This is a genomic window from Paenibacillus elgii NBRC 100335, from assembly GCF_004000865.1.
Classification (GTDB): domain Bacteria; phylum Bacillota; class Bacilli; order Paenibacillales; family NBRC-103111; genus Paenibacillus_G; species Paenibacillus_G elgii.
Genome location: NZ_BIMB01000002.1, coordinates 129,621 through 154,731, shown reverse-complemented (window position 1 = coordinate 154,731; position 25,111 = coordinate 129,621). Strand labels below are relative to the sequence as shown.

28 protein-coding genes are annotated in these 25,111 nt (G+C 55.2%); 19 read left to right on the top strand and 9 right to left on the bottom strand.

Annotated elements, in window-relative coordinates:
• Positions 1 to 47 precede the first annotated feature (47 nt).
• On the top strand, positions 48 to 1,235 hold the full coding sequence (locus PEL01S_RS02305; RefSeq protein ID WP_127459100.1) for a glucuronate isomerase: 1,188 nt from the start codon (positions 48 to 50) through the stop codon (positions 1,233 to 1,235).
• Positions 1,236 to 1,258: 23 nt separating this feature from the next.
• Here the strand turns inward: PEL01S_RS02305 and PEL01S_RS02300 are convergent, their stop codons facing one another.
• A complete protein-coding gene (locus PEL01S_RS02300; protein WP_127459099.1) occupies positions 1,259 to 2,548 on the bottom strand; it encodes a DUF2515 domain-containing protein in 1,290 nt (429 codons plus the stop codon).
• Positions 2,549 to 2,693: 145 nt separating this feature from the next.
• Between PEL01S_RS02300 and PEL01S_RS02295 the strand changes: the two genes are divergently transcribed.
• Positions 2,694 to 4,268 carry a copper amine oxidase N-terminal domain-containing protein gene (locus PEL01S_RS02295; RefSeq protein ID WP_127459098.1) on the top strand — a complete coding sequence of 525 codons (1,575 nt, stop codon included), beginning with the start codon at positions 2,694 to 2,696 and terminating at the stop codon, positions 4,266 to 4,268.
• Positions 4,269 to 4,400: 132 nt separating this feature from the next.
• On the opposite strand, the gene PEL01S_RS02290 is transcribed toward PEL01S_RS02295, so the two are convergent.
• Positions 4,401 to 4,616: a type II toxin-antitoxin system antitoxin gene (locus tag PEL01S_RS02290; protein WP_010493727.1), complete on the bottom strand. Its 216-nt coding sequence runs from the start codon at positions 4,614 to 4,616 to the stop codon at positions 4,401 to 4,403.
• A 9-nt stretch (positions 4,617 to 4,625) separates the two neighbouring features.
• Complete coding sequence (locus tag PEL01S_RS02285) at positions 4,626 to 5,468, bottom strand: SPFH domain-containing protein (protein ID WP_010493726.1); 843 nt, start codon at positions 5,466 to 5,468, stop codon at positions 4,626 to 4,628.
• 215 nt (positions 5,469 to 5,683) lie between these two features.
• Here PEL01S_RS02285 and PEL01S_RS02280 point away from each other — a divergent pair, with 215 nt between their 5' ends.
• The 5 genes from PEL01S_RS02280 (at position 5,684) to PEL01S_RS02260 (ending at position 10,799) form a co-directional block, all read left to right on the top strand.
• Positions 5,684 to 6,028 (top strand): thioredoxin family protein, encoded by a 345-nt coding sequence (locus tag PEL01S_RS02280; RefSeq protein ID WP_036679489.1) that lies wholly within the window; start codon positions 5,684 to 5,686, stop codon positions 6,026 to 6,028.
• A 223-nt stretch (positions 6,029 to 6,251) separates the two neighbouring features.
• The gene (locus tag PEL01S_RS02275) at positions 6,252 to 7,205 is read left to right on the top strand and encodes a COX15/CtaA family protein (RefSeq protein WP_127459097.1); all 954 of its coding nucleotides are present in this window, start codon (positions 6,252 to 6,254) and stop codon (positions 7,203 to 7,205) included.
• Between the two features lie 90 nt (positions 7,206 to 7,295).
• Positions 7,296 to 9,056, top strand: coding sequence for a UbiD family decarboxylase (locus tag PEL01S_RS02270; protein WP_108531142.1), 1,761 nt, complete (start codon positions 7,296 to 7,298; stop codon positions 9,054 to 9,056).
• A 138-nt stretch (positions 9,057 to 9,194) separates the two neighbouring features.
• The gene (locus PEL01S_RS02265; RefSeq protein ID WP_063178121.1) at positions 9,195 to 9,893 is read left to right on the top strand and encodes a Cthe_2314 family HEPN domain-containing protein; all 699 of its coding nucleotides are present in this window, start codon (positions 9,195 to 9,197) and stop codon (positions 9,891 to 9,893) included.
• Positions 9,894 to 9,980: 87 nt separating this feature from the next.
• The gene (locus PEL01S_RS02260) at positions 9,981 to 10,799 is read left to right on the top strand and encodes an SDR family oxidoreductase (protein WP_063178122.1); all 819 of its coding nucleotides are present in this window, start codon (positions 9,981 to 9,983) and stop codon (positions 10,797 to 10,799) included.
• A 62-nt stretch (positions 10,800 to 10,861) separates the two neighbouring features.
• On the opposite strand, the gene PEL01S_RS02255 is transcribed toward PEL01S_RS02260, so the two are convergent.
• Positions 10,862 to 11,110 (bottom strand): NifU family protein, encoded by a 249-nt coding sequence (locus PEL01S_RS02255; protein WP_010493716.1) that lies wholly within the window; start codon positions 11,108 to 11,110, stop codon positions 10,862 to 10,864.
• A gap of 78 nt (positions 11,111 to 11,188) precedes the next feature.
• Between PEL01S_RS02255 and PEL01S_RS02250 the strand changes: the two genes are divergently transcribed.
• On the top strand, positions 11,189 to 11,446 hold the full coding sequence (locus PEL01S_RS02250; protein WP_010493714.1) for a YuzB family protein: 258 nt from the start codon (positions 11,189 to 11,191) through the stop codon (positions 11,444 to 11,446).
• A gap of 3 nt (positions 11,447 to 11,449) precedes the next feature.
• On the opposite strand, the gene PEL01S_RS02245 is transcribed toward PEL01S_RS02250, so the two are convergent.
• Positions 11,450 to 12,514, bottom strand: a complete 1,065-nt coding sequence (locus tag PEL01S_RS02245) for an NAD(P)/FAD-dependent oxidoreductase (protein WP_063178123.1) — start codon at positions 12,512 to 12,514, stop codon at positions 11,450 to 11,452.
• A gap of 31 nt (positions 12,515 to 12,545) precedes the next feature.
• The gene (gene mqnE, locus PEL01S_RS02240; protein WP_063178124.1) at positions 12,546 to 13,649 is read right to left on the bottom strand and encodes an aminofutalosine synthase MqnE; all 1,104 of its coding nucleotides are present in this window, start codon (positions 13,647 to 13,649) and stop codon (positions 12,546 to 12,548) included.
• Positions 13,650 to 14,084: 435 nt separating this feature from the next.
• Between mqnE and PEL01S_RS02235 the strand changes: the two genes are divergently transcribed.
• The 4 genes from PEL01S_RS02235 to PEL01S_RS02220 all read left to right on the top strand — a co-directional run bounded on the left by PEL01S_RS02235 (position 14,085) and on the right by PEL01S_RS02220 (position 15,780).
• Entirely contained in the window at positions 14,085 to 14,270 is a 186-nt protein-coding gene (locus PEL01S_RS02235; protein WP_036679471.1) for an aspartyl-phosphate phosphatase Spo0E family protein, read from the top strand.
• Positions 14,271 to 14,353: 83 nt separating this feature from the next.
• Complete coding sequence (locus PEL01S_RS02230; protein ID WP_010493708.1) at positions 14,354 to 14,716, top strand: HesB/IscA family protein; 363 nt, start codon at positions 14,354 to 14,356, stop codon at positions 14,714 to 14,716.
• A 144-nt stretch (positions 14,717 to 14,860) separates the two neighbouring features.
• Positions 14,861 to 14,995 carry a hypothetical protein gene (locus PEL01S_RS02225; RefSeq protein WP_255320059.1) on the top strand — a complete coding sequence of 45 codons (135 nt, stop codon included), beginning with the start codon at positions 14,861 to 14,863 and terminating at the stop codon, positions 14,993 to 14,995.
• Positions 14,996 to 15,321: 326 nt separating this feature from the next.
• The gene (locus PEL01S_RS02220) at positions 15,322 to 15,780 is read left to right on the top strand and encodes an SRPBCC family protein (RefSeq protein ID WP_108531135.1); all 459 of its coding nucleotides are present in this window, start codon (positions 15,322 to 15,324) and stop codon (positions 15,778 to 15,780) included.
• An 84-nt stretch (positions 15,781 to 15,864) separates the two neighbouring features.
• Here PEL01S_RS02220 and PEL01S_RS02215 read toward each other — a convergent pair whose 3' ends face one another.
• The 3 genes from PEL01S_RS02215 to PEL01S_RS02205 form a co-directional block, all read right to left on the bottom strand.
• Complete coding sequence (locus tag PEL01S_RS02215) at positions 15,865 to 16,410, bottom strand: hypothetical protein (RefSeq protein ID WP_255320058.1); 546 nt, start codon at positions 16,408 to 16,410, stop codon at positions 15,865 to 15,867.
• 105 nt (positions 16,411 to 16,515) lie between these two features.
• Complete coding sequence (locus tag PEL01S_RS02210; protein WP_063178132.1) at positions 16,516 to 16,836, bottom strand: cyclic-phosphate processing receiver domain-containing protein; 321 nt, start codon at positions 16,834 to 16,836, stop codon at positions 16,516 to 16,518.
• Positions 16,837 to 16,981: 145 nt separating this feature from the next.
• A complete protein-coding gene (locus tag PEL01S_RS02205) occupies positions 16,982 to 17,278 on the bottom strand; it encodes a magnetosome magnetite crystal formation protein family (RefSeq protein WP_127459096.1) in 297 nt (98 codons plus the stop codon).
• Positions 17,279 to 17,650: 372 nt separating this feature from the next.
• On the opposite strand from PEL01S_RS02205, the gene sda reads away from it, so the two are divergent.
• From sda to PEL01S_RS02170, 7 genes are all read left to right on the top strand, one after another.
• Complete coding sequence (sda, locus tag PEL01S_RS02200) at positions 17,651 to 17,806, top strand: sporulation histidine kinase inhibitor Sda (protein WP_010493699.1); 156 nt, start codon at positions 17,651 to 17,653, stop codon at positions 17,804 to 17,806.
• Between the two features lie 74 nt (positions 17,807 to 17,880).
• Positions 17,881 to 18,144 carry an HPr family phosphocarrier protein gene (locus tag PEL01S_RS02195; RefSeq protein ID WP_010493698.1) on the top strand — a complete coding sequence of 88 codons (264 nt, stop codon included), beginning with the start codon at positions 17,881 to 17,883 and terminating at the stop codon, positions 18,142 to 18,144.
• Positions 18,145 to 18,168: 24 nt separating this feature from the next.
• Positions 18,169 to 20,277, top strand: coding sequence for a BglG family transcription antiterminator (locus PEL01S_RS02190; protein ID WP_127459095.1), 2,109 nt, complete (start codon positions 18,169 to 18,171; stop codon positions 20,275 to 20,277).
• Positions 20,261 to 20,584 carry a PTS sugar transporter subunit IIB gene (locus PEL01S_RS02185; RefSeq protein ID WP_127459094.1) on the top strand — a complete coding sequence of 108 codons (324 nt, stop codon included), beginning with the start codon at positions 20,261 to 20,263 and terminating at the stop codon, positions 20,582 to 20,584. Before PEL01S_RS02190 ends, PEL01S_RS02185 begins: the two co-directional genes overlap by 17 nt.
• Positions 20,581 to 21,858: a PTS ascorbate transporter subunit IIC gene (ulaA, locus tag PEL01S_RS02180; protein WP_127459093.1), complete on the top strand. Its 1,278-nt coding sequence runs from the start codon at positions 20,581 to 20,583 to the stop codon at positions 21,856 to 21,858. Before PEL01S_RS02185 ends, ulaA begins: the two co-directional genes overlap by 4 nt.
• Before the next feature lie 163 nt (positions 21,859 to 22,021).
• Positions 22,022 to 23,098 carry an ABC transporter substrate-binding protein gene (locus tag PEL01S_RS02175; RefSeq protein WP_127459092.1) on the top strand — a complete coding sequence of 359 codons (1,077 nt, stop codon included), beginning with the start codon at positions 22,022 to 22,024 and terminating at the stop codon, positions 23,096 to 23,098.
• Positions 23,099 to 23,427: 329 nt separating this feature from the next.
• The gene (locus tag PEL01S_RS02170) at positions 23,428 to 25,104 is read left to right on the top strand and encodes an ABC transporter permease (protein ID WP_127459091.1); all 1,677 of its coding nucleotides are present in this window, start codon (positions 23,428 to 23,430) and stop codon (positions 25,102 to 25,104) included.
• Positions 25,105 to 25,111: the final 7 nt, after the last annotated feature.

The following is a 25,111-nucleotide window of genomic DNA, read 5'->3' as shown; positions in this document are numbered from 1 at the left end:
CGAACAAGTAGTATGATGAAAAGATCAAGGGAAGGGGGAGATCCGTCATGACCGGGCGGGAAACGTGGATTGCGGAAGTCGAAGGCATCGAGACGCTGGATACGCATACCCATTTGATCGGAGACAAGCTGTGCGCGCAGAGCTTTTGGGATATCGCCCATTATTTCTGGTTGAACCGGGAAATGCAGGCGGGCGGGTATCCCGCCAACGCGGCGGAGCTGCCGGAGAAGGAGCGTATCGAAGCGTTCCTGAAGGCGTACCGCGCCACGCGGAACACGCTGATGAATTGGACCGCCACGCATATCTTCAAGCAGCTGTACGGGATTGAGCTTCGCGACGAGCGCTCCGTCTACGAAGCCGATGAGGCGGTGCGGGCATCGGCTCAAAAGGCAGGCTGGGCGCAGCAGGTGGCGGATAAGCTGAACGTTCGCGCCTTCGTAGTCAATCACCCGGACCATGCGAAGTTTGTCGGCATGAGGCGCGACGCGATTTTGCTCCCGCGGATTGACGGCAAGCTGCCGCAGTGGACCCGGGCCATCGCGGCGTCGGCGCAGCCGGAGGAAGCGTACGAAGAGGCGAGGGGAAGCATAGACGAGCTGTTCGCATCGTACCGGGAGCAGGGGTGCCCGGGCGTGATGACGACGCTGCCCGCTTTCGAGGCCAGCGCCAACCGCTCGTATTCGCTAAAAGCCGGCGCGACGGAGGACCAGATCCTGATGATGCTTCTGCATGCGGTGTGCGAAGCGGCCGAGCGCCACGGGCTGCTGGTGCAAATCTTCGTGGGCGTGGAACGGTCCTGGTGCGGTACCGCAATCCCGGTCAACGATCCGCTTAAGATTGCCAAGCTGTCCGGCTTGTTCGAGCGGTATGCCGTTCCGTTCGAGTTGGTGGCTGCCTCGGAGCTGAACAACCTGGACATCGTCCAAGCGGCGTGGAATTTCCCCAATGTGCATACGGGCGGGCAGTGGTGGTTCAACTTCCGCGCCAGCACGTACCGCGATGCGATGCAGTACCGGCTGGAGGCGCTGCCTGCGCTCAAGAGCTCGCTGATCGTCTCCGACGCGCGCTGTATCGAATGGAGCTACGGCAAAATCGCGCTCGTCAAACGGCTGATGGCCGAGTTCCTCTTCGAGCAGACGGAGCGGGGCTGGATCGACCGCGAAACGGCGCTGCAGGTCGCCAAAGGCTGGCTCTACGAGAGCGCGGCGCAGCGTTACAGCTTTCGGGAGCAGTAAGCACGCCCGACGGAGCTGGCCCGTTACAGGATCAGATCGCCGGCGAGCACGGCGAGCTCAATTTTTTTCAGTCCGACGCCGCAGTCCTGCGTCATTTCAAAGGAGAACGGTGCGCTGATTTCCGTAAAATAATCGAGGACGGACAGGTCGCGGAACCAATCCCCCGGAACGGGAGGTTCAGCGTCCCTGTCCTTCCATGCATCCAGCAGCGTCGGACTGTACAGCGGGGCCGCGCCGGGCCGCAGCTTGCAGCCGTCGAGCCGCTCCAGCAGCTGGCCGCGGGGCCGGGGCGGCTCCTTGCGCACGGGGGCGAACAGGTGCGGCCAGTAATCCGCGCGGGAGCCGCTATGACGGCGTCCGCAGGCGAACGCCTGAGCGCCTTCGGCTACCGCACGTATCCCGAATAGAATGGCATACAGCTTTTTGCCGACCTCTATGCGCTCGCGCACGCTGCTGAAGTTTTCCAGAGTTAAGCCTGCCAGCCGTATACGATCGCCATGGATATAAGGAAACACGACCTGATTCAGCTGAAGCATCGTCTGCGTCTGAAAAAACAACGTATCCAGCACGGTGCTTTGAAACGAAGGATGACGGACGACGCGGTCCTCAATATAATGCTGCTCGTTCACGATTAAGGCGACGGTCAATAGCCCGGATTCCCGCTCGACCCAGAAGCGGTCCCAGACCGGGCGCATAAAGCGCGAGACGCCGAGCCGGGGAAGCAGATGAAACAGCGGGCGCTTCATCTGCAAGCTTGCCCGGTACAGCAGAAGCTGCGGGTAAGCGTCCCGGAAGATAAGCGCGTTGGCCCTTTCCAAAAAAACGTATACGTTCTCGCACTGCTCTTCATTCAGCAGAAACGGCAGCAGATCTCCACGCAGATCCGTCATGCTCCAGCCCCCGTTGCGCGACACCATATGAGCGAGAAACGCCCAATGCAGCTCCGGATGCTCCCGGTGCATATGCAAATAAGCCGCGGTACGCGTCACGTTGTTGCGGATGTGCGCGTCCCGCTCGCGTACGATGCGCTCCAGCAGCTCCTGCTCCTCTTCATTGGCATGAGACTCGGTCTCCGAAACGTCTTTCGCCGAATCCGCATTCTCCTCCTGCAGCGCAAGCTTCCATTGCAGCCGCTTGCGCAGCGCTTCGACCGAAAGCGGATCGATTGGAATGCGGTGCGCTGCGGCCAGAAGCTTTTTTTCATGCGCTACCGTCTGCGCTTTTCCTTTGACCCACTCTACCGCTTCCTGTGGCAAATCCGCGAGCTTATGAAGCAGATCGATGCCGTTCCAACGGTATTTTCCCCGGTTCATGATCCGAGACCTCCCGCCTTAAAAAAAGGATTTTCCAAACTGCTGTCGTATAATTCCATATGCAAGTGCGCAACGTTCTGCCATTTATTTCGTATAAGACGGTAGGTTGCATGCATTATAGTACATATTTTTTAGGAGGTTCCCGATGAGAACAAAACGTTGGAACGCCATGCTTAGCCTCGTGTTGGTCGGTATCCTGATCCTGCTCGCCGGCTGCCAACCGGTCGGCAATGTCGACGTAGGCAAGGCGATGGCCGGAAGCTTGGCCGTCAAATCTTCGGAAGGCAAGCAAACGGTAACGCTGGAGCTGACGCCGGACCCGGCGGTCACGATGTCCCCGGAGGGCAAACGGGCTTTCGATCTGTTCAGCAAGGTGAAGATTGACATTACCGAAATGAAAATGCAAGATCAACTGCATGCGTCTTTGAAGGGTGCATTCGAGTATCAGAAGGGCCGCGTGCCGTTCGAGCTGGTCATGTCTGACATGAATTACACCCTCAAAGTCGAAGGCGCGAAAAAGCCGATTGTCATCCGCAACAGCGCGACGGCGATGAGCGGCACCGCCGAGCTTTCGAAGGAAGTGCAGGAGCAGCTCCAACAGCTCAGCAAGAAAGCGGTTGAGGCAATGCCTTCGCTCACGTCGTTCTTCACCCGCAACTTCCCGAACCCGGGCAAAATTACGGCTGCGGAAGTGAACGAAACCGTAAACGGCGAATCGCTGACCCTGCAAAAGGTGCATGCCGAAGTCTACGGCAACGAGCTGCTTGGCTTGGTGAAAGGCTTCTTGACAAACGTACTAGCCGACGATCAAGGCCTGAAGGATTTTATCGGCGTGCTGTATGATCTGTATGTGCCGATCCTGAAGGAAGTCACCAAGGAAGCCGGCAAGAGTGATCTCAATTCGATGAACGACCCGCTTACGCCTTATTTGAACAATAAAGCGCTGGCTGTAGAATTCATCCATACGTTCGTTAAAACCCATTTGGAGCAAATGCTCAAGGATTTCGACGCGTCGGTCGACGCGATGGGTCCGGAAGCCAAAGCTTGGCTGAGCGACAATCAATCGCTTAAGATGGACCTGTATGTAGACAAAGATTACGTAACCCGCAAATCGAACACGGAAATTGGCTTCACCCTTCCGCAAGGCAAGGGAGACGGCTTGAAAAGCGTCAAAATCACGTCGGCCTACGAAGTGTGGAATGTCAATAAACCGGTACAAACGGCCACGATTGACACCGCCGGCGGCGTCATCGAAATGAACGGTGCGGACGGCCGCATGACGGCAAGCAAATTCGTCGCATCGCTCGATCCGAATTCCCAGCTGTATAAGCTGCTTAAAGACGATCTTGGCATAACGAAGAAAAATATCAGCATGATCGTCGGCGAAAGCAAAGAGTATTCGTACGGCACGCTTCCGTATAACGACAACGGCACAATCATGGTTCCGGCGCGTTTCGTCGTCGAGGAACTGGATGCCGATGTGAAGTGGGATGAGGCCACCAAGCAAGTCAAAGTGACCGATCCGCTGAACGGTGCGGCGCTTGTATTAACGATCGGCAGTGACGAAGCTACCGTCAACGGCAAAGCCGTGAAGCTGGAGAAGCAAGCCGTTCTCGTAGAAGGCGTTACGTATGTTCCTGTTCGCGTCGTTTCCGAAGGTCTCGGAGCGAAAGTAGGCTGGGAGCAAGAAACGCAAACCGTTAAAATTACCCGCGATTAATTTGGCTTTATCCTTAATATGTGCTTGAACGGCTGGACTATTCCGGCCTTGGAAGCAGAAAACAGCCTCCCATCCGACTCCGCCTCGGAAAGATGGGGGGCTGTTTCTTTTTTTCGTAAATGAGGATCAGGCTTAATCCTGTGTTGTTGAATCGGAAGGCGGGGCCTTCGTCTCCGCTCCTGGTCCGAGCGACCGGGGGGAGGGCAGCCGACCGGCTCGGGCGGCCGTCTCGCGCAGCAGGTATTCGATATGGCTGTTGACGCTGCGGAATTCGTCGGCCGCCCATTTTTCCAGCACTTCGTACAGCTTCGGATCAAGCCGCAGCGGGAAATTTTTTTTGCCGGCCATGACGGACCGTCAGTACAAGCTTCCCGTATTGATGACCGGATTGGCGGAACGGTCCGACACGATGGCGACAAGCAGATTGTTGATCATGGCGGCTTTGCGTTCTTCGTCGAGCTCGACGACGCCTTCCTCCTGCAATTGGGAGATTGCCAACTGCACCATGCCGACGGCGCCTTCGACAATTTTGGCGCGGGCGGCGAGGATGGCCGTTGCCTGCTGACGCTGCAGCATGGCGCTCGCGATTTCCGTGGAATAAGCGAGATGCGTCAAACGCGCTTCAAGCACTTCGACGCCCGCCACCGACAGCCGGTCCTGCAGCTCGCGGCTCAGCTCTTTGGCCACCTCTTCGGAGTTGCCGCGCAAGGAGTAGCCGTTCTCGTAGGAATCGTACGGATATTTGTTGGCTACGTGCCGCAGCGCGGTTTCGCTTTGGATCTCAACGAATTGCTCGTAGTTGTCGACATCGAAGCTGGCTCTAGCCGAATCGACGACGCGGAAGACGACGACGGCGGCGATTTCGATCGGATTACCGTCGATGTCGTTCACCTTTAGCTTGGCGCTGTTGAAGTTGCGGACACGCAGCGATACCTTTTTACGTCCGGAGAACGGAACTGTTACCCACATGCCGCTCTCGCGCATTGTTCCGGCGTAGCTGCCGAAGAACGTCACGACCATCGCCTGATTCGGTTGAATGACCGTTAATGAGGACAAGGGGAGCACCGAAAGAATGATTAAAACGATGCCCAGAACGGGCGAAGTTTCTGTAATCAGAAGGGAAAGTCCTCCTCCGACCAGTGCAAGCACCAGCAGCAGCCCGACAAATCCGTTCATCACCCATGCTTTTCTTTCCTTCATCGCAAACACTCCTTTGTTTAAAGGGAATCATATTGTTTTGATATTTTTATGATATCACTTTTAGTAATAATTGTAAAGTAGGATAAAGTGGAAATTTCAGTTGAGCAATGAAGTTGGGCCCTTCTGCGCAACATTGACAATAGCCGCTCCGAGTGCTATAAGTGGGGTAAGCGAAAGAAAATAGCGCAAAACGATGACAGAAGGCGGTGCTTTCCGTGGAACAAGTGACAACCGAACAACGATTTAGAGAAGTAATCGCCGGCTCCAAGCCGACCGTTGCCGTTTTCAAAGCGACTTGGTGCAAGGACTGCCATTTCATCGATCCGTTCATGCCTCAAGTGGAGGAAGCGTACCAAGATCGCCTGAACTTCATTCATATCGACCGCGACGATTTGCCGGACCTTTGCTCGGAATTGAACATTTTGGGCATCCCGAGCTTTATCGCGTTCCGCGACGGGCAGGAGCTTGTCCGTTTCGTCAGCAAGCTGCGCAAAACCCGCGACGAGATCGAGCAATTCCTGGACCGCGCGCTGGAAGTATCGAACGCCCTGCAAAAGTAACAGCTATACAGGACCAAAGCTCAACAGCCCGCCGGAAACCGTTCCGGACGGGCTTTTGTTCGTCGAAGAGGGCGATGCGGAGGTTTCGCCCGGTTTCAAGGCTTTGTAACATTTCCGCATGGATTTAGGTACTTTTTATCGCTATAATAAGGGATGGACGTTCGCTTTTGTCTATTGTTGTCGACAAATGAGTATAGACGTATTTTTTAGAAGAAGCGGGTGAATGTTACGCATGAACATACAACGTTGGCTTAAACGCTTATCTTTTGCGAGCATGGCCGGCATGTTTTTGATCTTGCTGATGGGCGCGTTGGTGACGAAAACGGAATCGGGCCGAGGCTGCGGCGACGATTGGCCGCTGTGTAACGGAAAGTTCGTTCCGGCTTATACGATTGAGTCGTTGATTGAGTACAGCCACCGTTTTGTCGTCGGGGTTGTAGGGATGATTTTGCTCGCTACGACGATTCTGGTGCTGCTGTACAGCAAGCGTAAGGATGCCATATGGTACGTAGGCGGAGCGATGGTGTTTACGGTGCTGCAAGCGATCCTCGGCGCCATGGCCGTCGTATGGCCGCAATCCGGGCCGGTGCTTGCGCTGCACTTCGGCTTCTCGCTGCTGTCGTTTGCCTTTACGATGCTTCTGTACCTGGTATATACGAAATTCGGAGAGGCGATGCACCGCGGCGACGGAACGAGGTTGACCAAAGGCGTGCGCATCGCGATCTGGGGCATTTTGATCTACTCTTATGTCGTCGTTTATTTGGGAGCCTATGTCCGGCATAGCCAATCGACCGGGGGCTGTATCGGGTGGCCGCTGTGCAACGGACAAGTCATTCCGGAGCTGAGCGGGGCGACCGGCATCGTATTCATGCACCGCGTGGCGGCTGCGGTATTGGGGATCGCTATTCTGGTTCTGTTCCTCGTCATACGGATGCAGGCGCATACGGACAGCGCGATCTATCGGGCGACCCGCTTGTCGCTGGTGCTTATTATCCTGCAAATCTTAAGCGGCGGCTTTGTTACGCTGGCCATGGGATACGACATCTACCTGCTCGCCAGCATGCTGCATGCGCTGCTGATCTCCTGCTTGTTCGGCATCTTATGCTATTTGGGGATAACGTCTCTGCACGCAGCAGAAGGGAAGGTACAGGCTTACGCGGCTCCTCGGCTGCCGTAAGCCTCTCTTTTTTACTATAAGTCCTGTCCGGGGGCATTTGGCAATGATATAATTCATTTCATGGGATGAAAGAAGGGAGACGCTCGGCCAATGAGATTCGAAAATTTACGCAGCTTTCTGGAAGCGCTTCGTAAGGAAAATCAATTAAAAGTCATCTCCGCGCCGGTCGATCCGAATCTGGAGCTTGCCGAAATTCACCGCAGGGTCATCGATGAGCAAGGGCCTGCGCTACTGTTTACCAATGTAAAAGGCGCTTCCTTTCCGGTCGTAACGAATCTGTTCGGCACAAGTCGGAGGGTTGACCTTGCGTTCGGGCCGCGTCCCGAGCAACTGATGAAGGATATTATCGCGGCGAAGGATACGCTGCTTCCGCCGACGCCGAAGGCAGTCTGGGACCAGCGGCAGCTTCTTCTGGACCTGCTCAAAGTCGGGACGAAAAACGTGTCCTCCGACGCCGCTCCGGTGCTGCAGCAGTGCAAGACCGAGGCGCCGCTTGCCGGGCTTCCCGTATTAACGAGCTGGCAGGAAGACGGAGGGCCGTTCGTCACGCTGCCGCTTGTATATACCGAGCATCCGGAAAACGGCCATCATAACCTGGGCATGTACCGGATGCAGGTGTACGACGACCGGACGACAGGGATGCACTGGCAAATTCATAAGGGCGGCGGCTTCCATTACCACGAAGCGGAGAAGCGCGGACAAGCGCTGCCGGTGACGGTCTTTCTCGGCGGGCCGCCGGCCTTGATCGCATCGGCCATCGCGCCGGTGCCCGAGCATCTGCCGGAGCTGCTGCTGACCTCGCTCATAATGGGGCAGAAGCTTCCGCTTGTGGCTAATCCGCAAGGAGGGCACCGTCTCGTCGCCGAGGCAGAATTTGCGATTTGCGGGTCGGTAGCGCCTCATGTGCGCCGTCCCGAGGGGCCGTTCGGAGACCATTACGGCTATTATTCGCTGACTCACGATTTTCCTGTGTTCAACGTGAGCCATATGTGGCACCGCAAGGACGCCATCTACCCGGCTACAATTGTCGGCAAGCCGAGACAAGAGGATTATTATCTCGGTGAGTTTCTGCAAAAGCTTCTGTCGCCTGCCTTCCCGATGGCGATGCCGGGTGTCAAAGATCTGTGGACGTACGCTGAAACCGGCTTTCATGCGCTTGCCGCGGCGATTGTCCGCGAAAGCTACAGCCGCGAAGCGATCGTCTCGGCGTTCCGGATTCTCGGCGAGGGCCAGCTGTCGCTGACGAAATTTTTGCTGGTGACGGATCGGCAATTGGATCTGGAACGTTTCCCGACGCTGCTGGAGACGGTGCTGGAGAGGTTCGATCCGCTGCAGGACTTGTACGTATTCGGCAATACGTCGCACGATACGCTCGATTATACCGGCGACCGGCTTAACCACGGCAGTAAAGCGGTGCTGGTCGGCGTCGGTGAGCCGAAGCGGGAGCTGCCGGCCGTTTATATGGGCGGGGAGCTGCCGGGCATTTCGGCTGCTGCCGTCTACTGCCGCGGTTGTCTCGTCGTCTCCGGCGCCTCCTATACGGACGATCCCGGCCTGGCTAGCCGGTTAGTGGAAGAGGCGGGGGATCGTCTGGCCCAGTGGCCGCTTGTCATCGTCGCAGATGAGACGTCTATCGCCGGCGATCAGACGGCGTTTCTGTGGACGGTGTTCACTCGCTTTAACCCGGCAGCCGACATCTACGCGCGCACGCAGGTCAATCGCCATCATATCGGCTACGAGCTGCCGCTTGTAATCGACGCCCGGATGAAGCCGGGATACCCGGATGAGCTTTTCCCGCGGGAAGATATCGTGAAGTTGGTCGATTCCCGGTGGAGCGAATATTTTGCTTAAGTTCATAAACGCAACCGACGATAGCGGCGTGTCCTTTACCCAGGGCCATGCGCCGCTGTCGTTTTTTTGCGGATGCGATTGTTTTTGCAAAACGGGATCGGGTATACTGAATGGGACAATGGGATGGAGTGGTCACCTATGTTAAGAGCGATTTTTGGCGAGCCGCCCAGGCAGGATACGGGGCTTCTGCTTGAGGCCAATGAGGCGATCCGCGGATATTTGCGAACCGTCACCCGGACGAAGAAGGGCGCGGCTCCGACTGCGCAGGAGCGCCGTTATGCGATCTGGTGCCAAAGCTTTCTGCGGGCATTGGACGAAATGGAGCAAAGCCAGTACGCGGCCGTCCGCTACGGGGAGCGGGTGAAGACGACCTTCATCGATCGGATGGAGCGCGAGGAGCTGGACGATTACCACCGCCATTTATATTATTATAACAACGCACTGATTCGTCTGTTCGCCGTGCTGGATAAGCTCGGGCATTTTATGAACGAACGTTTTGCTTTGAAGACGGAAAAGGCCAAATCGCGTTTCTCATATTTCACCGTTCTTCGCAATATGCATCAGCACAAGCTGTTTACGGATTTGGAGGATAAGCTCTACGAGCTGAAAACGAGCTACAAAGAGCCGCTCACGCGTCTGCGCAATCAGCGGAACATGGAAATCCATACGATTAACGCCGATCTGTTGGACGATTTGATGAAGGCAGAGGAAGCGAAATACGGGGAACGGCTGCGTTCCGAGACGGAGGATGTCCGCGGAAATTTGGCCGATCTGGAGCAAGGCTGCGACATGGCGTTCCGTTCCGTGACGACCGTATTTCGTTATCTGGTCCGGTGATTCGAAGCGCCTTTAAGTTGAATCGCTCTCCGGCTTGCACTATACTTTGTATTAAACGGGAACGAACGAGAAGCGGGAGGTGGGAGCATGGAAGGGCAGCGGAAAACCGCCCTCATTACGGGAAGCGCCAAAGGTCTAGGAAAAATGACCGCGCTCCTGCTTGCCGAACGGGGAACCGATATTGTGCTGAATTACGTGCACAGCGAAAAGGAAGCGTTCGAGCTGCGAGAGGCGATACGCCGCAAGGGCGTACGCTGCGAGGCGGTTCAGGGAAGCGTATCCGTTCCCGAGGACAGGGAACGGCTCATACGAGAAGCGGTCCGTCATTTCGGATCGATCGATATTTTGATCAACAACGCCGGTCCGTTCATCCGCGAACGCCGGCTGTTCATGGAGTATGAGCTTGGGGAAATCAACGAGCTGATGCAGGGCAATCTGCTCGGCGTGATGCATTTGGATCATCTGGTTATTCCGATGATGCGTCGGAAGCAGTGGGGCCGGATCATCCATTTCGGCTTCGGCCATGCGGCGGAAGCGCGGGGGTGGCCACACCGGGCAGCCTATGCGGCGGCAAAAGTCGGTCTCGTCTCCTTCACGAAAACGTTGGCCGTGGAAGAAGCGTCGGAAGGAATTACGGTCAACATGATTTGTCCGGGAGACATTCGCGGCGCGAATAAAGAGCGGACGATCGGCGAGGTGGAGCATTTGCAGGACGACGAATCTCCACGCGGACGCCCCGGAACGGGAGAGGACATCGCCCGGGTCATCGCCTTTTTATGCGAAGAGCGCTCGGATTTCATCACCGGCAACATTATGGATGTGTCCGGAGGATTGGACCCGATCCGCGCGATGATCGGCAGCGGGTCCGTGCAAACGGCCGCAAGCGGCACAAAAAAACAGCCCTGAGCGGCGCATGGAGTATGCGAACTCGGGGCTGTTTTTTCGCAGAAACTTGGCCGGTCAATGCATTAGAATACTTGCATTACCTCTTGAACGCCTTCCACTTCTTCAAGCAGCGCGCGCTCGATACCGGCTTTCAGCGTGATGGTCGAGCTCGGGCAGCTGCCGCAAGCGCCCATCAAACGCAGTTTAACGATGCCGTCCTCAACGTCAACCAGCTCTACGTCGCCGCCGTCGCGTTGCAGGAACGGGCGCAGCTTATCTAGAACTTCAAGAACCTCGTCGTACATGGTGCTTTGCTGAGTGTTCTCGCTCATTTGCATCATCTCCCTTCTTATTTTATTATAGTACAATCGATCGAAAATTAAAATGGCTGTAAGGCAGGCGAAAGTGCGATGAGACCGATCATTGAATTTTGTACGAATAATATGCACCACGGGACAGCCAAGCTGATGCAGCAGCTGGAGCAAAATCCGGAATACGACGTGATCGAGTACGGATGTCTCGGCAACTGCGGCGAATGCTATTTGGCTCCGTTCGCGCTGGTGAACGGCGAGATCGTAGCGGCAGCCACCGCAGAGGAGCTGGAGGCGGCTATTCAGCTTAAAATAAAAGAGATCGAGGACATGCTCGATCTCTTCAAAGACGAATAAAGTTTATCCCAGATGGCGCTTCGACATCCAAAGCACGCCGCTCTTCAAGGCGCGGGGCACCATGCCGAGCATGACCGTCCGCTTGCCCATCAGGCCGAAGCCGGCTTTTTTACCGAGCGATCCCAGAACTCCCTTGAGCTTGATTTTACCAAGCCGGGGAGTTTCGTTTTTCCATACGGCTTGCAGGACTTCCGCCACTTGCTTGCCTTGCGCTTCTGCCGCTTGTCCGCTCGGGGAGAAGGGCAGGGCCGCACAGTCGCCGACGACATAAATTTCATTGTAATCGGGCAGTTGATGGTATTCGTTAATCGTTAACCGTCCTTGATTGTCCTTGGGCAGATTCAAGTTCTGTACGATCGGGCTGGGCTGAATGCCGGCGGTCCAGATGGTAATGTCGGTCTGAATGATTTCCTGCTGGTTGTACAGCAGACCGCCTTCCAAGCGGTTCAACGATACATGCGAACGCAGCTCGATGTCATGTTCCAGCATCCACTCGCGCACATACCGCTGCAGCCTTTCCGGGAACGGAGACAGGACGCTGGCGCCGCGGTCCAGGATGCGGATGTTGAGGTCCGGACGGCTCTCGCGGAGCTCCGCCGCCATCTCTACGCCGCTAAGGCCGCCTCCGACAATGGTAATCTGACCGTAAGGAGCCGCATCGTTAGAAGCCTGGTACGTTTTGCGGGTGGCGGATAACGACTGAATGCTGTTTGAGAATTCCTCCGCCCCGGGAATGTTGTGGTATTTGTCCACGCATCCGAGCGCGATAACCAGCCAGTCGTAAGACAACGGTTCGTCGTTCGCGAAACGGATCACCTTTTGCTCGGGATCGACAGCCGTCACTTCGCCGTATTTCAGAATCAATCTCGGATCTACCGGAAAATGCACCCGGACGTCTTTTTCGGACACCGTTCCGGCAGCAAGCGCGTAATATTCTGTCTTCAGTCCCTGATAAGGCATCCGGTCGACCATGATCATCACCGTATCGGCCGGGATGTCTCCTTCCAGCAATTCTTTCGCTACCGTCAGTCCACCGTAGCCTCCGCCCAAAATGACAAGTTTTTTCATACAACGGTTAACCCTTTCTCTTATGACTTAATTAGTAGACCTTGATCTCGTTATAGAAAGTATCGCGCTCGACGGCAATGCGGCCGGCTCCTTGAATGAGCCAAACCAGTTCGTCCCGTGTCATGCCTTCAGGCGAGGTCGCTCCAGCGGCATGGCTGATGCGTTCCTGGATAATCGTGCCGTGGGCGTCCGAAGCGCCGAACGTCAGGGCAATTTGCGTAAGCTGCGTACCGAGATTGATGAAGTAAGCTTTGACATGCTGAATGTTGTCCAGCATCAGACGGCTGATCGCAATCGTCTTCAGATTGTCGAACGCTGAAACACGGCGCTTGATGCTTGCGTTGACACTAGCCGGCTGAACCGAGTTCGGTATAAAGACCATGAAGCCGCCGGTTTCGTCCTGCAGCTCGCGCAGGTACATCATATGCCGAATTCGTTCCTCGAACGTCTCGATGGAGCCGAACAGCATGGTGGCGTGCGTTTTCATGCCGAGCTGATGCGCGGTGCGATGCACTTCGAGCCAAGCTTCGGTGGAGGCTTTGTCGACCAGGTGCATTTTTTTGCGGTAACGCTCGGACAAAATCTCCGCGCCCCCGCCCGGCATCGTGCCGAGTCCGGCATCCATCAGCGTTTGCAGCACTTCTTTATAGCTTAACCCGCTGAGCCGGGAAAAAAACTCAATTTCCGCCGCCGTATGCGCCTTGATGGTCACATTCGGATAACGCTGCTTCAGCCCCTTAATACAGTCGACATAATATTGGAACGGCACGTTCGGATTGTGGCCGCCCGTAATGTGGAACTCCCGCATGTTCGGGTGGTAATGCTTGTCGATGTAATCGAACATTTGCTCGGCCGTGAGTGTGTACGCGCCGTCCTCGCCCTCGTCGCGGCGGAAATGGCAGAACGCACAGTGCTCTTCGCACACATTGGTGAAGTATAAGCTCATGTTGTCGACGAAATACACTTTTTTGCCGTTCTTCTTCAGGTTCACTTGGTTTGCTAATTGTCCGATGGTTAATAAATCGTCCGTTTCGTACAGAAAAACGCCGTCTTCCAGGGTCAAACGCTCTCCGTGCTCCACTTTTTCGGCGATTTCGGCCATGCGCCTTTCCTGGCTGTTGACAATCATACTCATGGTTTAGCCACCTCCGTAAATGGGTCAGGCGCCCCTGGTTTCCGCTGACGGGACGCTCTGTCGATGAAATTGTACAACGATACAGGGAATCGAGCTTTTCACAGTCTGCTGCGAATGAACCGGCGGAAGCTGTGAAAGCTTGCACATGGTCAGCCGGCCAAGGACACACAGGTAGGCGAAGCTTGGACGTATTCCATGAAATACGAAGCTTCGCTTGGTGCTTGGACAGACCGACAATGTGTTTCTCCCGATGACACGTGTGATAAACAATACTCCTTATTATAAACCTACTGCCGAAGAGGGGCAATACATGAATCGTTAAAACTATATTCCTGTTGTAAAAACAAACAAGATAGGGTTTAATTCCTATTTTCATGGGCAGGGGAGTTTAGTATACTAATAGATTGAAATAACATTGGGTAGGACGGTGCCAAGTTGCTTACTCCAGCTCTCGATGAGCAGGCGTCCATTTCCGAAGAAATCGAAGACATGCGCGAGCAGATGGTAAGTTTGGGCAATCAGCTCGGGTTCATGCATCCGGAAGTGCAGCACTGCAGCAGACAATTGGACCAATTGCTGCTTCGTTATTATGAAGCCGATAAAACGGACAACCGCAAATGAGGCAGCCCTTGAGGACCGAGGCCGGAAGGAGTATACTTCTAGATAGAAGTACATTTTCGAGCAGGTAAGGGAGGCATGGCGATATGATTAAAATCAGCGAAACGGCTTGCGATAAAATTAAAGAAATGCTCGCGGCGGAGGAAGCTCCGAACTTGTTCCTGCGCGTGGGCGTCAAGGAAGGCGGCTGCAGCGGCTTTTCCTACGGGATGGGCTTTGACGACAACGAGCAGGAAGGCGACAAAGTCATGGACATCCACGGGCTGAAGGTCGTCGTGGACGAAGAGAGCGCGAAATATTTGTACGGCGTGGAGATCGATTTCCAAGACACCGGCATCGGCGGCGGGTTCAGCATCCATAATCCGAACGCAGTAGCCACCTGCGGCTGCGGCTCCAGCTTCCGCACGAAGCCGGAGGAGGAAGCGCTGGCTCAGCCTTGCGAGGATTGAGGCGGGCACACGACGAAGTCTAAGAAGATCAAAGGTCAATATAACGTTACACAAAAACGCCACTCAAGCGGAATGATCCGTTCGGGTGGCGTTACTTATTACGTCTTATATTAACGATTCATTAAATAGGAAATTCTCGGGAACGTGAAAGACTTCCAGGAGCTGTTCGTGAAGAACGCGTCGGAAGACGACTTGAAAGATATTGTGCACGGTCTGACGAAGCTGAACGAACTGCTGGAGAACGTATTGAAAGAAAAAGCAAGTTCCCGGCAAGCATGAGACTGTACGAGGGGGCCGTGCAGACACTTCGGCTGGCTATCCGTTCGCTGTATGAGAAGGGCGAGTAGGAGCGGGCTACCCCTAGAGGTCTGCTCTTTTGCTCTGCCATAGGAAGCGCCAGAACTCACCGGTTTCGTGAGTTTCGGGCGTTTTTTTGGCTTTCACTGATACCTTGAATGCGATTACAGCACAGCAGGCTCTTGGTTGCCAGTAAACTACGGCTTCGTTGCTCAAATAACCATTTTGTAGTAATATCAGAACAGGTGTTTGTTACCGGGGGGCGTGGAAGACGCAGCGCTTCGTTCGATTTGGAGAGGAGGACGAATATGCCGGTAATCAGATCCGAATTGTACATAGAAGCGCCGATTGAAACCTGCTTCGATCTGGCGCGAAGTATCGACGTTCATGCCCGATCGACTTCGCAAACGAAGGAAAGAGCGGTCGGCGGAGTCATGAGCGGGTTGATCGAGCTGGGGCAGACGGTGACGTGGGAGGCCGTCCATTTTGGCATCAAGCAGCAGCTGACCGCGAAAATAACAGAGTTTGAGTCGCCTTTTTATTTTGTGGACGAGATGGTCCGGGGCGCGTTCAAACGGTTTCGGCACACGCATGAGTTCTGCGCCGTCGATTCGGGAACGTTGATGATTGACGAATTTGATTACACGTCGCCGTTAGGGCCTCTTGGCAAGCTGGCAGACCGGATGTTTCTGGAATCGTACATGATGAATTTTTTGCTGAAACGAAATCTCTACATCAAACAACTGGCGGAGAAGCAAGCCGGATGAAGGCCGGACCCATGCAAAAAGCGGACGTTCCTGTACAAGGTGTCCGCTTTTTTCGCCGTTGTCGATGGTTTACCGCAAGCTAGCTCATTGTTTGGCGTAGACATGCAGGCGCTCGATATATTCGTGCACCAGCGCTTGCAGGGCTTCCGCCTTCTGTTCGAGGGCGCCGTCTTCGCCGAAGGCTTGCCGAATCGCTTCGACGTAGGCTTGGCCCTGTTTCTTTCCCGGTGCGTATGCGCGGCCGTAGTCGTCCAGATAGCTCGGCAAAAAGTAACATTCCAATACATTCATGTTCAGCCGGTAGTCCTCTTGCGGATTCGAATCCGCCCAAGCCTTCAGCTTGTCATACAAGGCGCTTAGCGTAATCAGGCCGAGCCGATACGTTCTTCGCGCAAATTCAAACGCCTGCGGGTCGATCTCCTCGCGCTCGAACTGCTTGAAGTTTTTTTCGTCCAGCAAATACAAAGCTCCGCCCCATTCGGAAGCAAATTTCAGCCAAAAGTCGGCATCCTCCCGTCGAATCGCAATCGTTTGAAGCTCTTCGAACATGATATCCGGGTTTGCGGCGAGCTTGGCTTTGGCCTCCTCTTTCGGCGAGTTTCCTTCAAAATTCAGTACATTGGGATTCACGTGACTGCTCCTATCTAAGCCATAGGTTTATTTCGCGGGTCCCTGCCGTAGTTGGCAGCGGACATGCGAACGGATACTTCATTGTATCATATCCGCATCCACCGGTTAAATCTTAAACGCCAACGGCTGCGGTCGAACCGACAGTTTGACATGGCTTGGCTTATGCTTGTGCAGCAGGGTCCACATGAGATGCCTCCCGATCGGGTTGGCGCTGTGAATAATAATTTCTTTTTTTGCATACAGGCCTTTCTCGACCATATATTTGACCAGATCGTAGCCGGTCGCTTTGCCGAGCCCCAGATCGTGATCGAGCGACAAAATGTTAACCGGTCCAGCTTTCATCAAATCGATGCACTGCTCGACTGACCTTGCCAGCTTAAATCCTTTCGGACAAGGACGCAGGTCGTCCAAGTACACGTTTATCATATGCCATCGCCTCTCCTTGACTCCCAGCATACGCACTACACGGCCCGATTGCTTGGACTGCGGCACAGCACGGCGCGCTGTTTATCCGGCGAACGCCAAAAACGCCGCTTCCTGTTCGAAGTGGCGTCCGCACGCAGCCCGGCTGTTACCGTTCCAGCAGAACTTGAATGCCTTTGATCACATTCCAGATCATAACGACGAAATACAGAATGAGGCTGAGCACGCCTAGGAAAATCGTGGAGGAGACCGAGATCGTCGCGATCCAGATGATCAGGAAGAAGATCAGCGAGAGGAACGGCAAGAGGTGCGAGAGAAGCGCTTTTTTGGCGTGTTCGCGGACCCAGCCGTCATTGGTGACGAAGTACACGATAACGGGTACAAGGAATCCGGCGAAAAAGATGCTGAAATAACAAAGCGAAGCGATCAGTTTACGTGTATCCATGAGGGAGGCTCCCTTCTTCGTATATCAAAATCCATCGATGTTATGACTACTTACGTCGGAGGCGGCAGGTGGTTTCGGCTGTATCGTTTTAAGTTTAAACAATAAATAACATGCGCAATCCATAATTGCCCTATATTAGTTTAATTGGTTGTAAATGGTCAAAATGCGATCATATTTTTTTATCACGAAATCGGTACGCTGCTTGTGTATAACTTTGTCCACATTATACACCCCGCCAATGACCTGTATTCGACACTTATTAACAGAATACTCACAGGATATGCACAATTTCATGTGGATAACGGAACGCTTGTTCTAATTTTGGGCGCATGTTAATATAATTTTACATTACAGAATAAGGTGAGTTGTTCCATGAAACTGATCAGTAATGAGATTTTAGTGGACTCCTATTTCAAAGCCGTCGATTTGAAACTCGAAGAAGATTTTGTCGAATTGTTGTTAGACGAGATCAAGAGGAGACAAATCAACTTAGAATTTTACAGAGAAGGTAAAGCCCAGGTCAGCTGACCGGGCTTTTTTCTTTTATCGAGAACAATCTATGATATAATAGTTCCGACTATGACGGGTGTGGGAGAGTAACGATGGAGCGATTAACGATTGCTGTACATGTGCCGCTTGGCTTTCACGCCAGACCGGTTTCGCGGTGGGTCAGCCTCGCGCAGACCTTTCAAAGTCACATTACTGTGACGTTCCGGGACAAAACGGTCGACGGCAAAAGCGCGCTCGGGCTCATGGCGCTCGCCGTTCCGGGCGGTGCAGAGCTCGAGGTGTGCGCAAGCGGACCGGACGAGCAAGAGGCGCTTGCCGCTCTTGCGGGCTTGGCCTCGCGATCGTTTTCCGCTTAAGTTTACGGCTACGGAGGCAAACATATGTTATCCGCAAGACAGCAGAGCATATTGACGGAACTATTGGAACAACGCGGATTTGTGCCTGTGGACCGGTTTCAGTCGGAGTATGGCCTTTCGGCGCGGACCGTTCGCCACGATCTGCTGCAGATCGAAGACTGGCTGGCCGGGTACGACATCGGGATCGAGCGCAACCGCAAGCACGGCATTGCACTTATCGTAGACGAGGACGGGCGGGAGAAGCTTGAGCGTCTGCTGCGGGAACGGCCGGATCATCTCGATGCGGAGCGGCGGTCGCGCTGGCTTGCCAAGCGGCTGCTGGAATCGTCCAAGCTGCGGACGGACGAGGTACAGGAAGAGCTGAAAATCAGCAAAAGCACGCTGCTGAGCGATTTGGCGGAAGTCACCAGGCTGCTGGGCGGCAAAGACCTGAAGCTCGCCAGAGAAGGCGGATGGATTCGGGTGCTGGGGGACGAACGGAAAAAAAGATCGGCCTATCTTGAACTGCTGCGGCTAGAGATTACGGATGAGAATGTTCTTCGGGTCGTTCTTGGAGACCGGGAAGACCGGATGGGGGGAACGAACCTGTGGAACCCGTGGTTCTCGCCCAAGGATGCGCAGTTTTTATTCGATATCGTGCGGATGCTGGAGCGCAAGCTGAAGGTCGAATTTACGGACGCGGGGTATTCGGCGTTGGTGCTTCATCTGCTGATGGCCGTCGAGCGGTTGAAAAACAACCACCGCATTCAAATGGACCCGGAGCTGTTTGGCGAAGTGAGCGGAGCGGAGGAGTTCCGGGTCGTCCGACAGCTTGCGCTGCCGGAAATGGAGCGTTATTTTCAGCTTGAGGTGCCCTTGGAGGAAGCGGGGTATATTACCCAGCACATTCTGGGTGCGCAAAAAGCGCAGGATGCCAAGGCGGAGCAGTCCGTTTACGTCCAACTGGCCAAGCGGATCGTCATGGAGGTGGAGCAGGAGCTGCATCGGCCGCTTCAGCGTACCGAACAGGTGGTGCACGGGCTGTCCGTCCATTTGAAGCCTGCGATGTACCGCGCCAAATTCGGCCTGCAAAGCGCCAATCCGCTGCTTCCGCAGCTGGAACAGGAATATGCTTCGCTGCTCGACGTAACGCAAGAGGTAGTCAACCGGGTGTTGAAGGAGCATGGCGTTTGCTTCGACCGTGATGAAATCGGTTACATTTCCTTACATTTAAGCAGCGGGCTGTCACATGCCGTAAGTGCGGTCCGGAAACGGGTCGCGATCGTATGCAGCTCCGGCCTCGGCTCGTCGGCGATTCTTCAGCGGAGGCTGGAGTCGATGTTCCCTGTGCTGGAGATTGCCGGAAGATTCGCTTACAAGGAGCTCAGGCAGCTGCCGTTCGAGCAGATCGACGCGATCTTATCGACGATCGAGATTCAACTGCCGCTTCCGGTACAGGTGATCAAAGTATCGCCGCTGCTGAGCCCCGAGGACGAGAGCAGCATCGGGCGTCTGCTCGGCGTGTCGCCGCTGGGGCGGCCGATGGAAGCCGACACGCTGCAGCGGGTGGGCGAGATCGTCCGCATCGTCGAGCGGCATGCCGATGTGCGTAACCGGAATCGGCTGCTGGAGGATCTTATCCATCTCCTGCAGGGCGGAAGCGTGTCGGGGCACAAAGGGCTGCAGCGGCTCACCGAATTGCTGCCCGCCGGCTCCATCCTGACCGGGCAAACGGCCGAAGGCTGGGAAGAGGCGGTGCGGCTCGGCAGCAGGCTGCTGCGCGAGCGGGGAATCATCGGGCTTCAGTACGAAGAAAAACTGTTCCAAATGATTGGCGAGCAGAAGCATCATTTTGTCATCGGGGAAGGCATTGCCTTTCCGCACGCATCGCCACAGGATGGCGTATGGGGCACCGGCTTCAGTTTGGTCACACTGGCGGAGCCTGTACCGCTCGGACCGTCGGGGCAGCCGGTATGGCTGCTCGTTACGCTGGCCGCTGCGGACAAAACGTCGCATTTGACCGCATTATCTACGCTGCTGGACGTGTTTGGCGATGCGGCGTTTATGGAATTTCTGAGACGGGCCGACGATGCGGATGCTGTATGGGATCGTTTGAAGGCAAAGGAGGGCGAGACGCTTGACGCTGAAAATTAATGTGGTTTGCACAAGCGGCCTCGGCACCAGTCTGATGATCCGCATCCATCTCGAAGCGCTGCTTCGGGAGCAGGGGCTCCGCGCTGACATTGAGCACATGGATCTCGCGTCGCTCGGCTTAAGTCCGGCCGCGGACTTGATCGTCGGCGCTCACCATATCGCCGATTCTTTGCCTACCCGACTGCTCGAGCAAGCTGAATGGATACCGCTGGAAAATATGACCGACCGGAATTATTTGCGGACCAAGCTGATGGAAAGCCCGCGTTTTCTGGCCTGGCGGGAACGGGAGAAAGGATTGCGGGAATGAACTGGTCGCAAATTATTAATAAAGGGCTGCTCGGCGAACCGGCCTTTTTGCTCGGGGTCATTGCCTTGATCGGGCTGCTGCTGCAGAAAGCTTCTCCGCAAAAGCTGCTCAGCGGCACGATCAAAACGATGCTCGGGTATATTTTGCTGCAGATCGGAGCTTCGGCGGCCGGTTCGTCTTTATCCAATCTGTCGATCATCGTGCAGCGCGGGCTGCAAATGATCGGCATTATGCCGCACAACGAGACGATTGCGGGGCTCGCTCAGATCAACTACGGCCGCGAGATCGCGGTGATCATGCTGATCGGCATGGCGCTTCATCTGGCCATCGCTCGTTGGACGCCGTTCAAGTACGTATTCCTTACCGGCCATCACATGCTTTTCATGGCGTCGATGCTAGCGGCTTTGCTAGATTCGGCCCATCTTCCGGCGTGGCAGCTGTACGGATGGGGCGGGCTTTTTTTGGCGCTGGCCATGTCGTTCGGACCGGCGGTGAGCCAGCGGTACGTCCGGCAAGCAACTGGCGGCAGCGAGTTCGCCATCGGACATTTCAACAGCGTAGGCTATGCGCTTTCGGGCTTGATTGCGCAGGTGGTCGGGACGAAGGAAAAGAAGCCGATGCCGGAAGGCTTGAAACGGATTTATCCGTTTTTCCAGGATCATATGGTTGTCATCGCCGTCTTTGCGCTGCTGCTGTTCGGTTTGTCCAGCTTGTTCGTGCCGAGCGAAGCGCTGTCCGAGATGTTTTCCGGGCGTCATCCGGTAGTTGTCTCGGCCATTCAGGCGATTTGGTTCACGGCCGGCGTGTTCATTATATTGTCCGGTGTGCGAATGATGCTGGCCGAAATTATCCCCGCCTTTAACGGCATTGCCGAAAAAATCGTGCCGGGAGCGATTCCGGCGCTGGATTGCCCGGTGCTGTTCACGTACGCGCCCATTGCGGCAGCACTCGGTTTCCTGCTCAGCTTTATCGGCGGGCTTGCCGCGATGGGCACGCTTATGGCATTGCAGTACACGGTCATCATCCCCGGCGTCATCCCGCATTTTTTCTCGGGAGGCGCTTCCGGCGTCATCGCGTATCAGGTCGGCGGCCGGAGGGGACTGATCGTCGCTGCGTTGTGCCACGGCTTCGTCATTACGCTGCTGCCGGTCTTTTTGCTGCCGCTGCTCTCCAGCCTCGGCTTTGTCCGAGCGACGTTTGCGGATACGGATTTTGCCGTCGTCGGGCTGATTTTGAGCGGTCTTCTTCGTTTGTTCGGCTTAGGGGCTGGTTAATATGGGACGCTGCCTGTTTGAGCCTCCGGTTCATGATCTTGTGGTCATGGGCCGGAGGTTTTATTTTTTGCCGTTTCATGTGGCAAAGACTTAAACTTCCGGGCTGGAAACGCTTCACTTATGATAAAGCTATCCAAACAACCGAAGGGAGTCGTTACAAAAGATGAAAAAAGCACTATCCGCTACGCTCGCCGTAATCTTGACCGCATCCGTAGCTGCCGGCTGCGGCAGCGCCGACAAACCTGCCTCCGGCGGAGCCGCACCTGCTCCGGCAGCTGGAGATGCAGCTAAAACGGACAAGTCGAAAGGCAAGCTGACCGTATACGTCGGATTCCAGGAAGACCATGCCGTCGAGGCGATGAAGCAGTTCACGAAGGACACCGGGATTCAAGCGGACATGGTCCGCATGTCCGGGGGCGAGATTCTCGCCAAAATCCGCGCGGAGAAAGACAACCCGCAGGCGGATATCTGGTACGGCGGTCCGGCAGATACGTTCGTCGCCGCAATGAACGAAGGGCTGCTCGCGCCTTACAAATCGCCGGCCGCTGAGAAGGTAGATGCCAAGTATAAAGACCCGAACGGTCACTGGACCGGGATTTATGTCGGTTTCCTCGGCTTTGCGTCGAACAAGAAGTTTCTGAAAGATCATAACCTGCAAGCGCCGCAAACATGGGAAGATCTGCTCAACCCTGCGTATAAGGGACAAATCGTCATGGCAAACCCGGCTTCGTCCGGCACAGCCTACACCGCCCTTTATACGGTACTGAAAGTAAAAGGATCGGAAGACAAAGGATTCGATTACTTGAAAAAGCTGCACCCGCAAGTTCAGCAGTACACGACCAGCGGCTCCGCTCCGGGGCGTATGGTCGGGATGGGTGAAGCGGCCGTAGGCGTGCTGTTCGCGCACGACGTCATCAAGTACCAAGAGGAAGGCTTCGACACGATGGAGCTGACGATCCCTAAAGATGGGACAGGCTATGAAACCGGCGCGGTCGCAGTCATCAAAAATACGAAAAACCAAGAGCTGGCGCAAAAATTCATCGACTGGTCGCTCGGCGCAAGCGCGCAAGAAGTGGGGCAGCGCACAGGCAGCTACCAGAACTTGACGAACCCGGACGCGAAAGAGCCGAAAAAGGCGATCAAGCTGTCCGACATCAATCCGATCCAGTACGATCCTACGGAAGCGGGCAAAGAGCGCAAACGCCTGCTCGATAAGTGGAACAGCGAAGTGAAGAAATAATCCCCGGGACGGTCTTTGTATTTCTCGGGCAAGGGAAGATATGTTTAGATTTTCTCTGCGAAAAAGTGGAGTATATCCCGGAGGAGTTTACGTCCGCCTTTGAAATCCGTGAAAACACCATGAAAATCTAATCAAAATTTCACGGAAATATGGGGTCCCCGGAAAGTAATCGGAATCTGCTTCGAAGGTTTACTTCACTTTCTGGGGAAGGGGAGCGGCCGGAGGGATATAGTCCACGGCATCGCCGAAGAGAATCTCTACGCGAAGCAAGTCTCCCGCCCCAAATCTAAAGACCGTCCCGGCCCACCCAAGAAAGGAGCCTGTGGCCCATGTCATGGAACCGTACCGCAAGCGAGCTCCGCAGACTGACGCGGGAACCGCTGCTTCTGCTCTGCATCCTGCTCGTCATGGCGTGTCTGGCGGTATTTATCGTCTATCCGCTGTATCAAATCTTAAAAAGCAGCTTTATCAACCCGGACGGATCGGTTTCGCTCAGCGCCTATGTGGGCGTTTTGTCGGGCGGGCAGTTGTTCGAGGCATTGAAAAACTCCTTGCTCCTCGCTGTCATCGTATCCATTCTGTCGACAGCCATCGCCTACATGTTCGCTTATACGTTCGCGTACGTGAAGGTTCCGTTCAAAAAGCTGTTTAACGCCGTCGCGATATTGCCGGTCATTTCCCCGCCGTTCGTCATCTCGCTTTCCGCGATCTTGCTGTTCGGCAAGCAGGGATTCGTTTCCAAGCATCTGCTCGGTTTGGAAAACGCCAACATTTACGGCCTCAAAGGGCTGGTGCTCGTCCAAACGCTAACGTACTTCCCGGTCGCTTTCCTCGTGCTGGCCGGCTTGCTGCGCTCGATCAGCCCGTCGCTCGAAGAAGCGAGCATGAACATGGGCGCGGGACGGCTGCGCACGTTCCTGAACGTCACGCTGCCGCTGACGATGCCGGGGATTGCGAATGCGTTTCTGCTCGTGTTCGTGCAGTCGCTGGCCGATTTCGGTAATCCGATGACGCTCGGCGGCAATTACACGACCGTCGCCCGCGAAATTTACCTGCAGGCGGTCGGCAGCTACGATATTCAAGCCGGCGCGGCGCTGGCGATGGTGCTGATGAGCATCACCTTCCTGATTTACGCGCTGCAAAAATTTTGGATCGGCAAAAAAAGCTACGTCACCGTTACCGGCAAACCGGCCCACGGCCGCCGTCTGATCGAGAAAGGGGCAACCCGGCAGGCGCTGTTCGCGCTGTGCATGCTGCTGTCGGTTATCGTCATCGCGTTCTATTTGCTCGTGCCGATCGGCTCGTTCATCAAACTGTGGGGCATTAACAACAGCTTCACCTGGGATCATTACAAGTACGTGTTCTCGCTCGGTCAAAAATCGATGAAGGATACGCTGCTGCTGTCGATCATCGCGACGCCGATTGCCGGCCTGCTCGGCATGATCATCGCCTTCCTGGTCGTCCGCAAGCAGTTTATCGGGAAAAAAGCGCTCGAATCCGTCAGCATGCTGTCCATCGCCATTCCGGGGACGGTCATCGGGATTTCATACATTTTAGCGTTCAACCAGGCTCCGCTTGCGCTCACAGGTACGGCGCTGATCATTATCGTCGCATTCGTCGTGCGGGCCATTCCGGTCGGTATCCGGTCCGGGATCGCGTCCTTGCAGCAGATCGATCCGTCGATCGAAGAGGCGGCGACGAATTTGGGGGCCGGACAGGCGCGCAACTTTTTCACCGTTGTTCTGCCGCTCATCAAGCCAGCGTTTTACAGCGGTCTTGTGTACGGCTTCGTCAAAAGCATGACCGCGATGAGCGCCGTCATTTTCCTCATCTCGGCCAAATACAACCTGATCACGGCATCCATCCTCACACAGGTGGAATCCGGACGGATCGGCGTCGCCAGCGCGTACTGCACGATTCTGATCGCGATCATGATCGCAGCCTTGCTGCTGCTTAATCTGCTGCTTCGCTTCGTCGGCGGCAGCAAAGAAAAAACGTTAATGTAGGGGGAGA

Coding starts and splice junctions, on each gene's coding strand:
- PEL01S_RS02305 (WP_127459100.1), top strand. CDS start 48: ATGACCGGGCGGGAAACGTGGATTGCGGAAGTCGAAGGCATCGAGACG.
- PEL01S_RS02300 (WP_127459099.1), bottom strand. CDS start 2,548: ATGAACCGGGGAAAATACCGTTGGAACGGCATCGATCTGCTTCATAAG.
- PEL01S_RS02295 (WP_127459098.1), top strand. CDS start 2,694: ATGAGAACAAAACGTTGGAACGCCATGCTTAGCCTCGTGTTGGTCGGT.
- PEL01S_RS02290 (WP_010493727.1), bottom strand. CDS start 4,616: ATGGCCGGCAAAAAAAATTTCCCGCTGCGGCTTGATCCGAAGCTGTAC.
- PEL01S_RS02285 (WP_010493726.1), bottom strand. CDS start 5,468: ATGAAGGAAAGAAAAGCATGGGTGATGAACGGATTTGTCGGGCTGCTG.
- PEL01S_RS02275 (WP_127459097.1), top strand. CDS start 6,252: ATGTTACGCATGAACATACAACGTTGGCTTAAACGCTTATCTTTTGCG.
- PEL01S_RS02270 (WP_108531142.1), top strand. CDS start 7,296: ATGAGATTCGAAAATTTACGCAGCTTTCTGGAAGCGCTTCGTAAGGAA.
- PEL01S_RS02265 (WP_063178121.1), top strand. CDS start 9,195: ATGTTAAGAGCGATTTTTGGCGAGCCGCCCAGGCAGGATACGGGGCTT.
- PEL01S_RS02260 (WP_063178122.1), top strand. CDS start 9,981: ATGGAAGGGCAGCGGAAAACCGCCCTCATTACGGGAAGCGCCAAAGGT.
- PEL01S_RS02255 (WP_010493716.1), bottom strand. CDS start 11,110: ATGAGCGAGAACACTCAGCAAAGCACCATGTACGACGAGGTTCTTGAA.
- PEL01S_RS02250 (WP_010493714.1), top strand. CDS start 11,189: ATGAGACCGATCATTGAATTTTGTACGAATAATATGCACCACGGGACA.
- PEL01S_RS02245 (WP_063178123.1), bottom strand. CDS start 12,514: ATGAAAAAACTTGTCATTTTGGGCGGAGGCTACGGTGGACTGACGGTA.
- mqnE (WP_063178124.1), bottom strand. CDS start 13,649: ATGAGTATGATTGTCAACAGCCAGGAAAGGCGCATGGCCGAAATCGCC.
- PEL01S_RS02230 (WP_010493708.1), top strand. CDS start 14,354: ATGATTAAAATCAGCGAAACGGCTTGCGATAAAATTAAAGAAATGCTC.
- PEL01S_RS02220 (WP_108531135.1), top strand. CDS start 15,322: ATGCCGGTAATCAGATCCGAATTGTACATAGAAGCGCCGATTGAAACC.
- PEL01S_RS02210 (WP_063178132.1), bottom strand. CDS start 16,836: ATGATAAACGTGTACTTGGACGACCTGCGTCCTTGTCCGAAAGGATTT.
- PEL01S_RS02205 (WP_127459096.1), bottom strand. CDS start 17,278: ATGGATACACGTAAACTGATCGCTTCGCTTTGTTATTTCAGCATCTTT.
- sda (WP_010493699.1), top strand. CDS start 17,651: ATGAAACTGATCAGTAATGAGATTTTAGTGGACTCCTATTTCAAAGCC.
- PEL01S_RS02195 (WP_010493698.1), top strand. CDS start 17,881: ATGGAGCGATTAACGATTGCTGTACATGTGCCGCTTGGCTTTCACGCC.
- PEL01S_RS02190 (WP_127459095.1), top strand. CDS start 18,169: ATGTTATCCGCAAGACAGCAGAGCATATTGACGGAACTATTGGAACAA.
- ulaA (WP_127459093.1), top strand. CDS start 20,581: ATGAACTGGTCGCAAATTATTAATAAAGGGCTGCTCGGCGAACCGGCC.
- PEL01S_RS02175 (WP_127459092.1), top strand. CDS start 22,022: ATGAAAAAAGCACTATCCGCTACGCTCGCCGTAATCTTGACCGCATCC.
- PEL01S_RS02170 (WP_127459091.1), top strand. CDS start 23,428: ATGTCATGGAACCGTACCGCAAGCGAGCTCCGCAGACTGACGCGGGAA.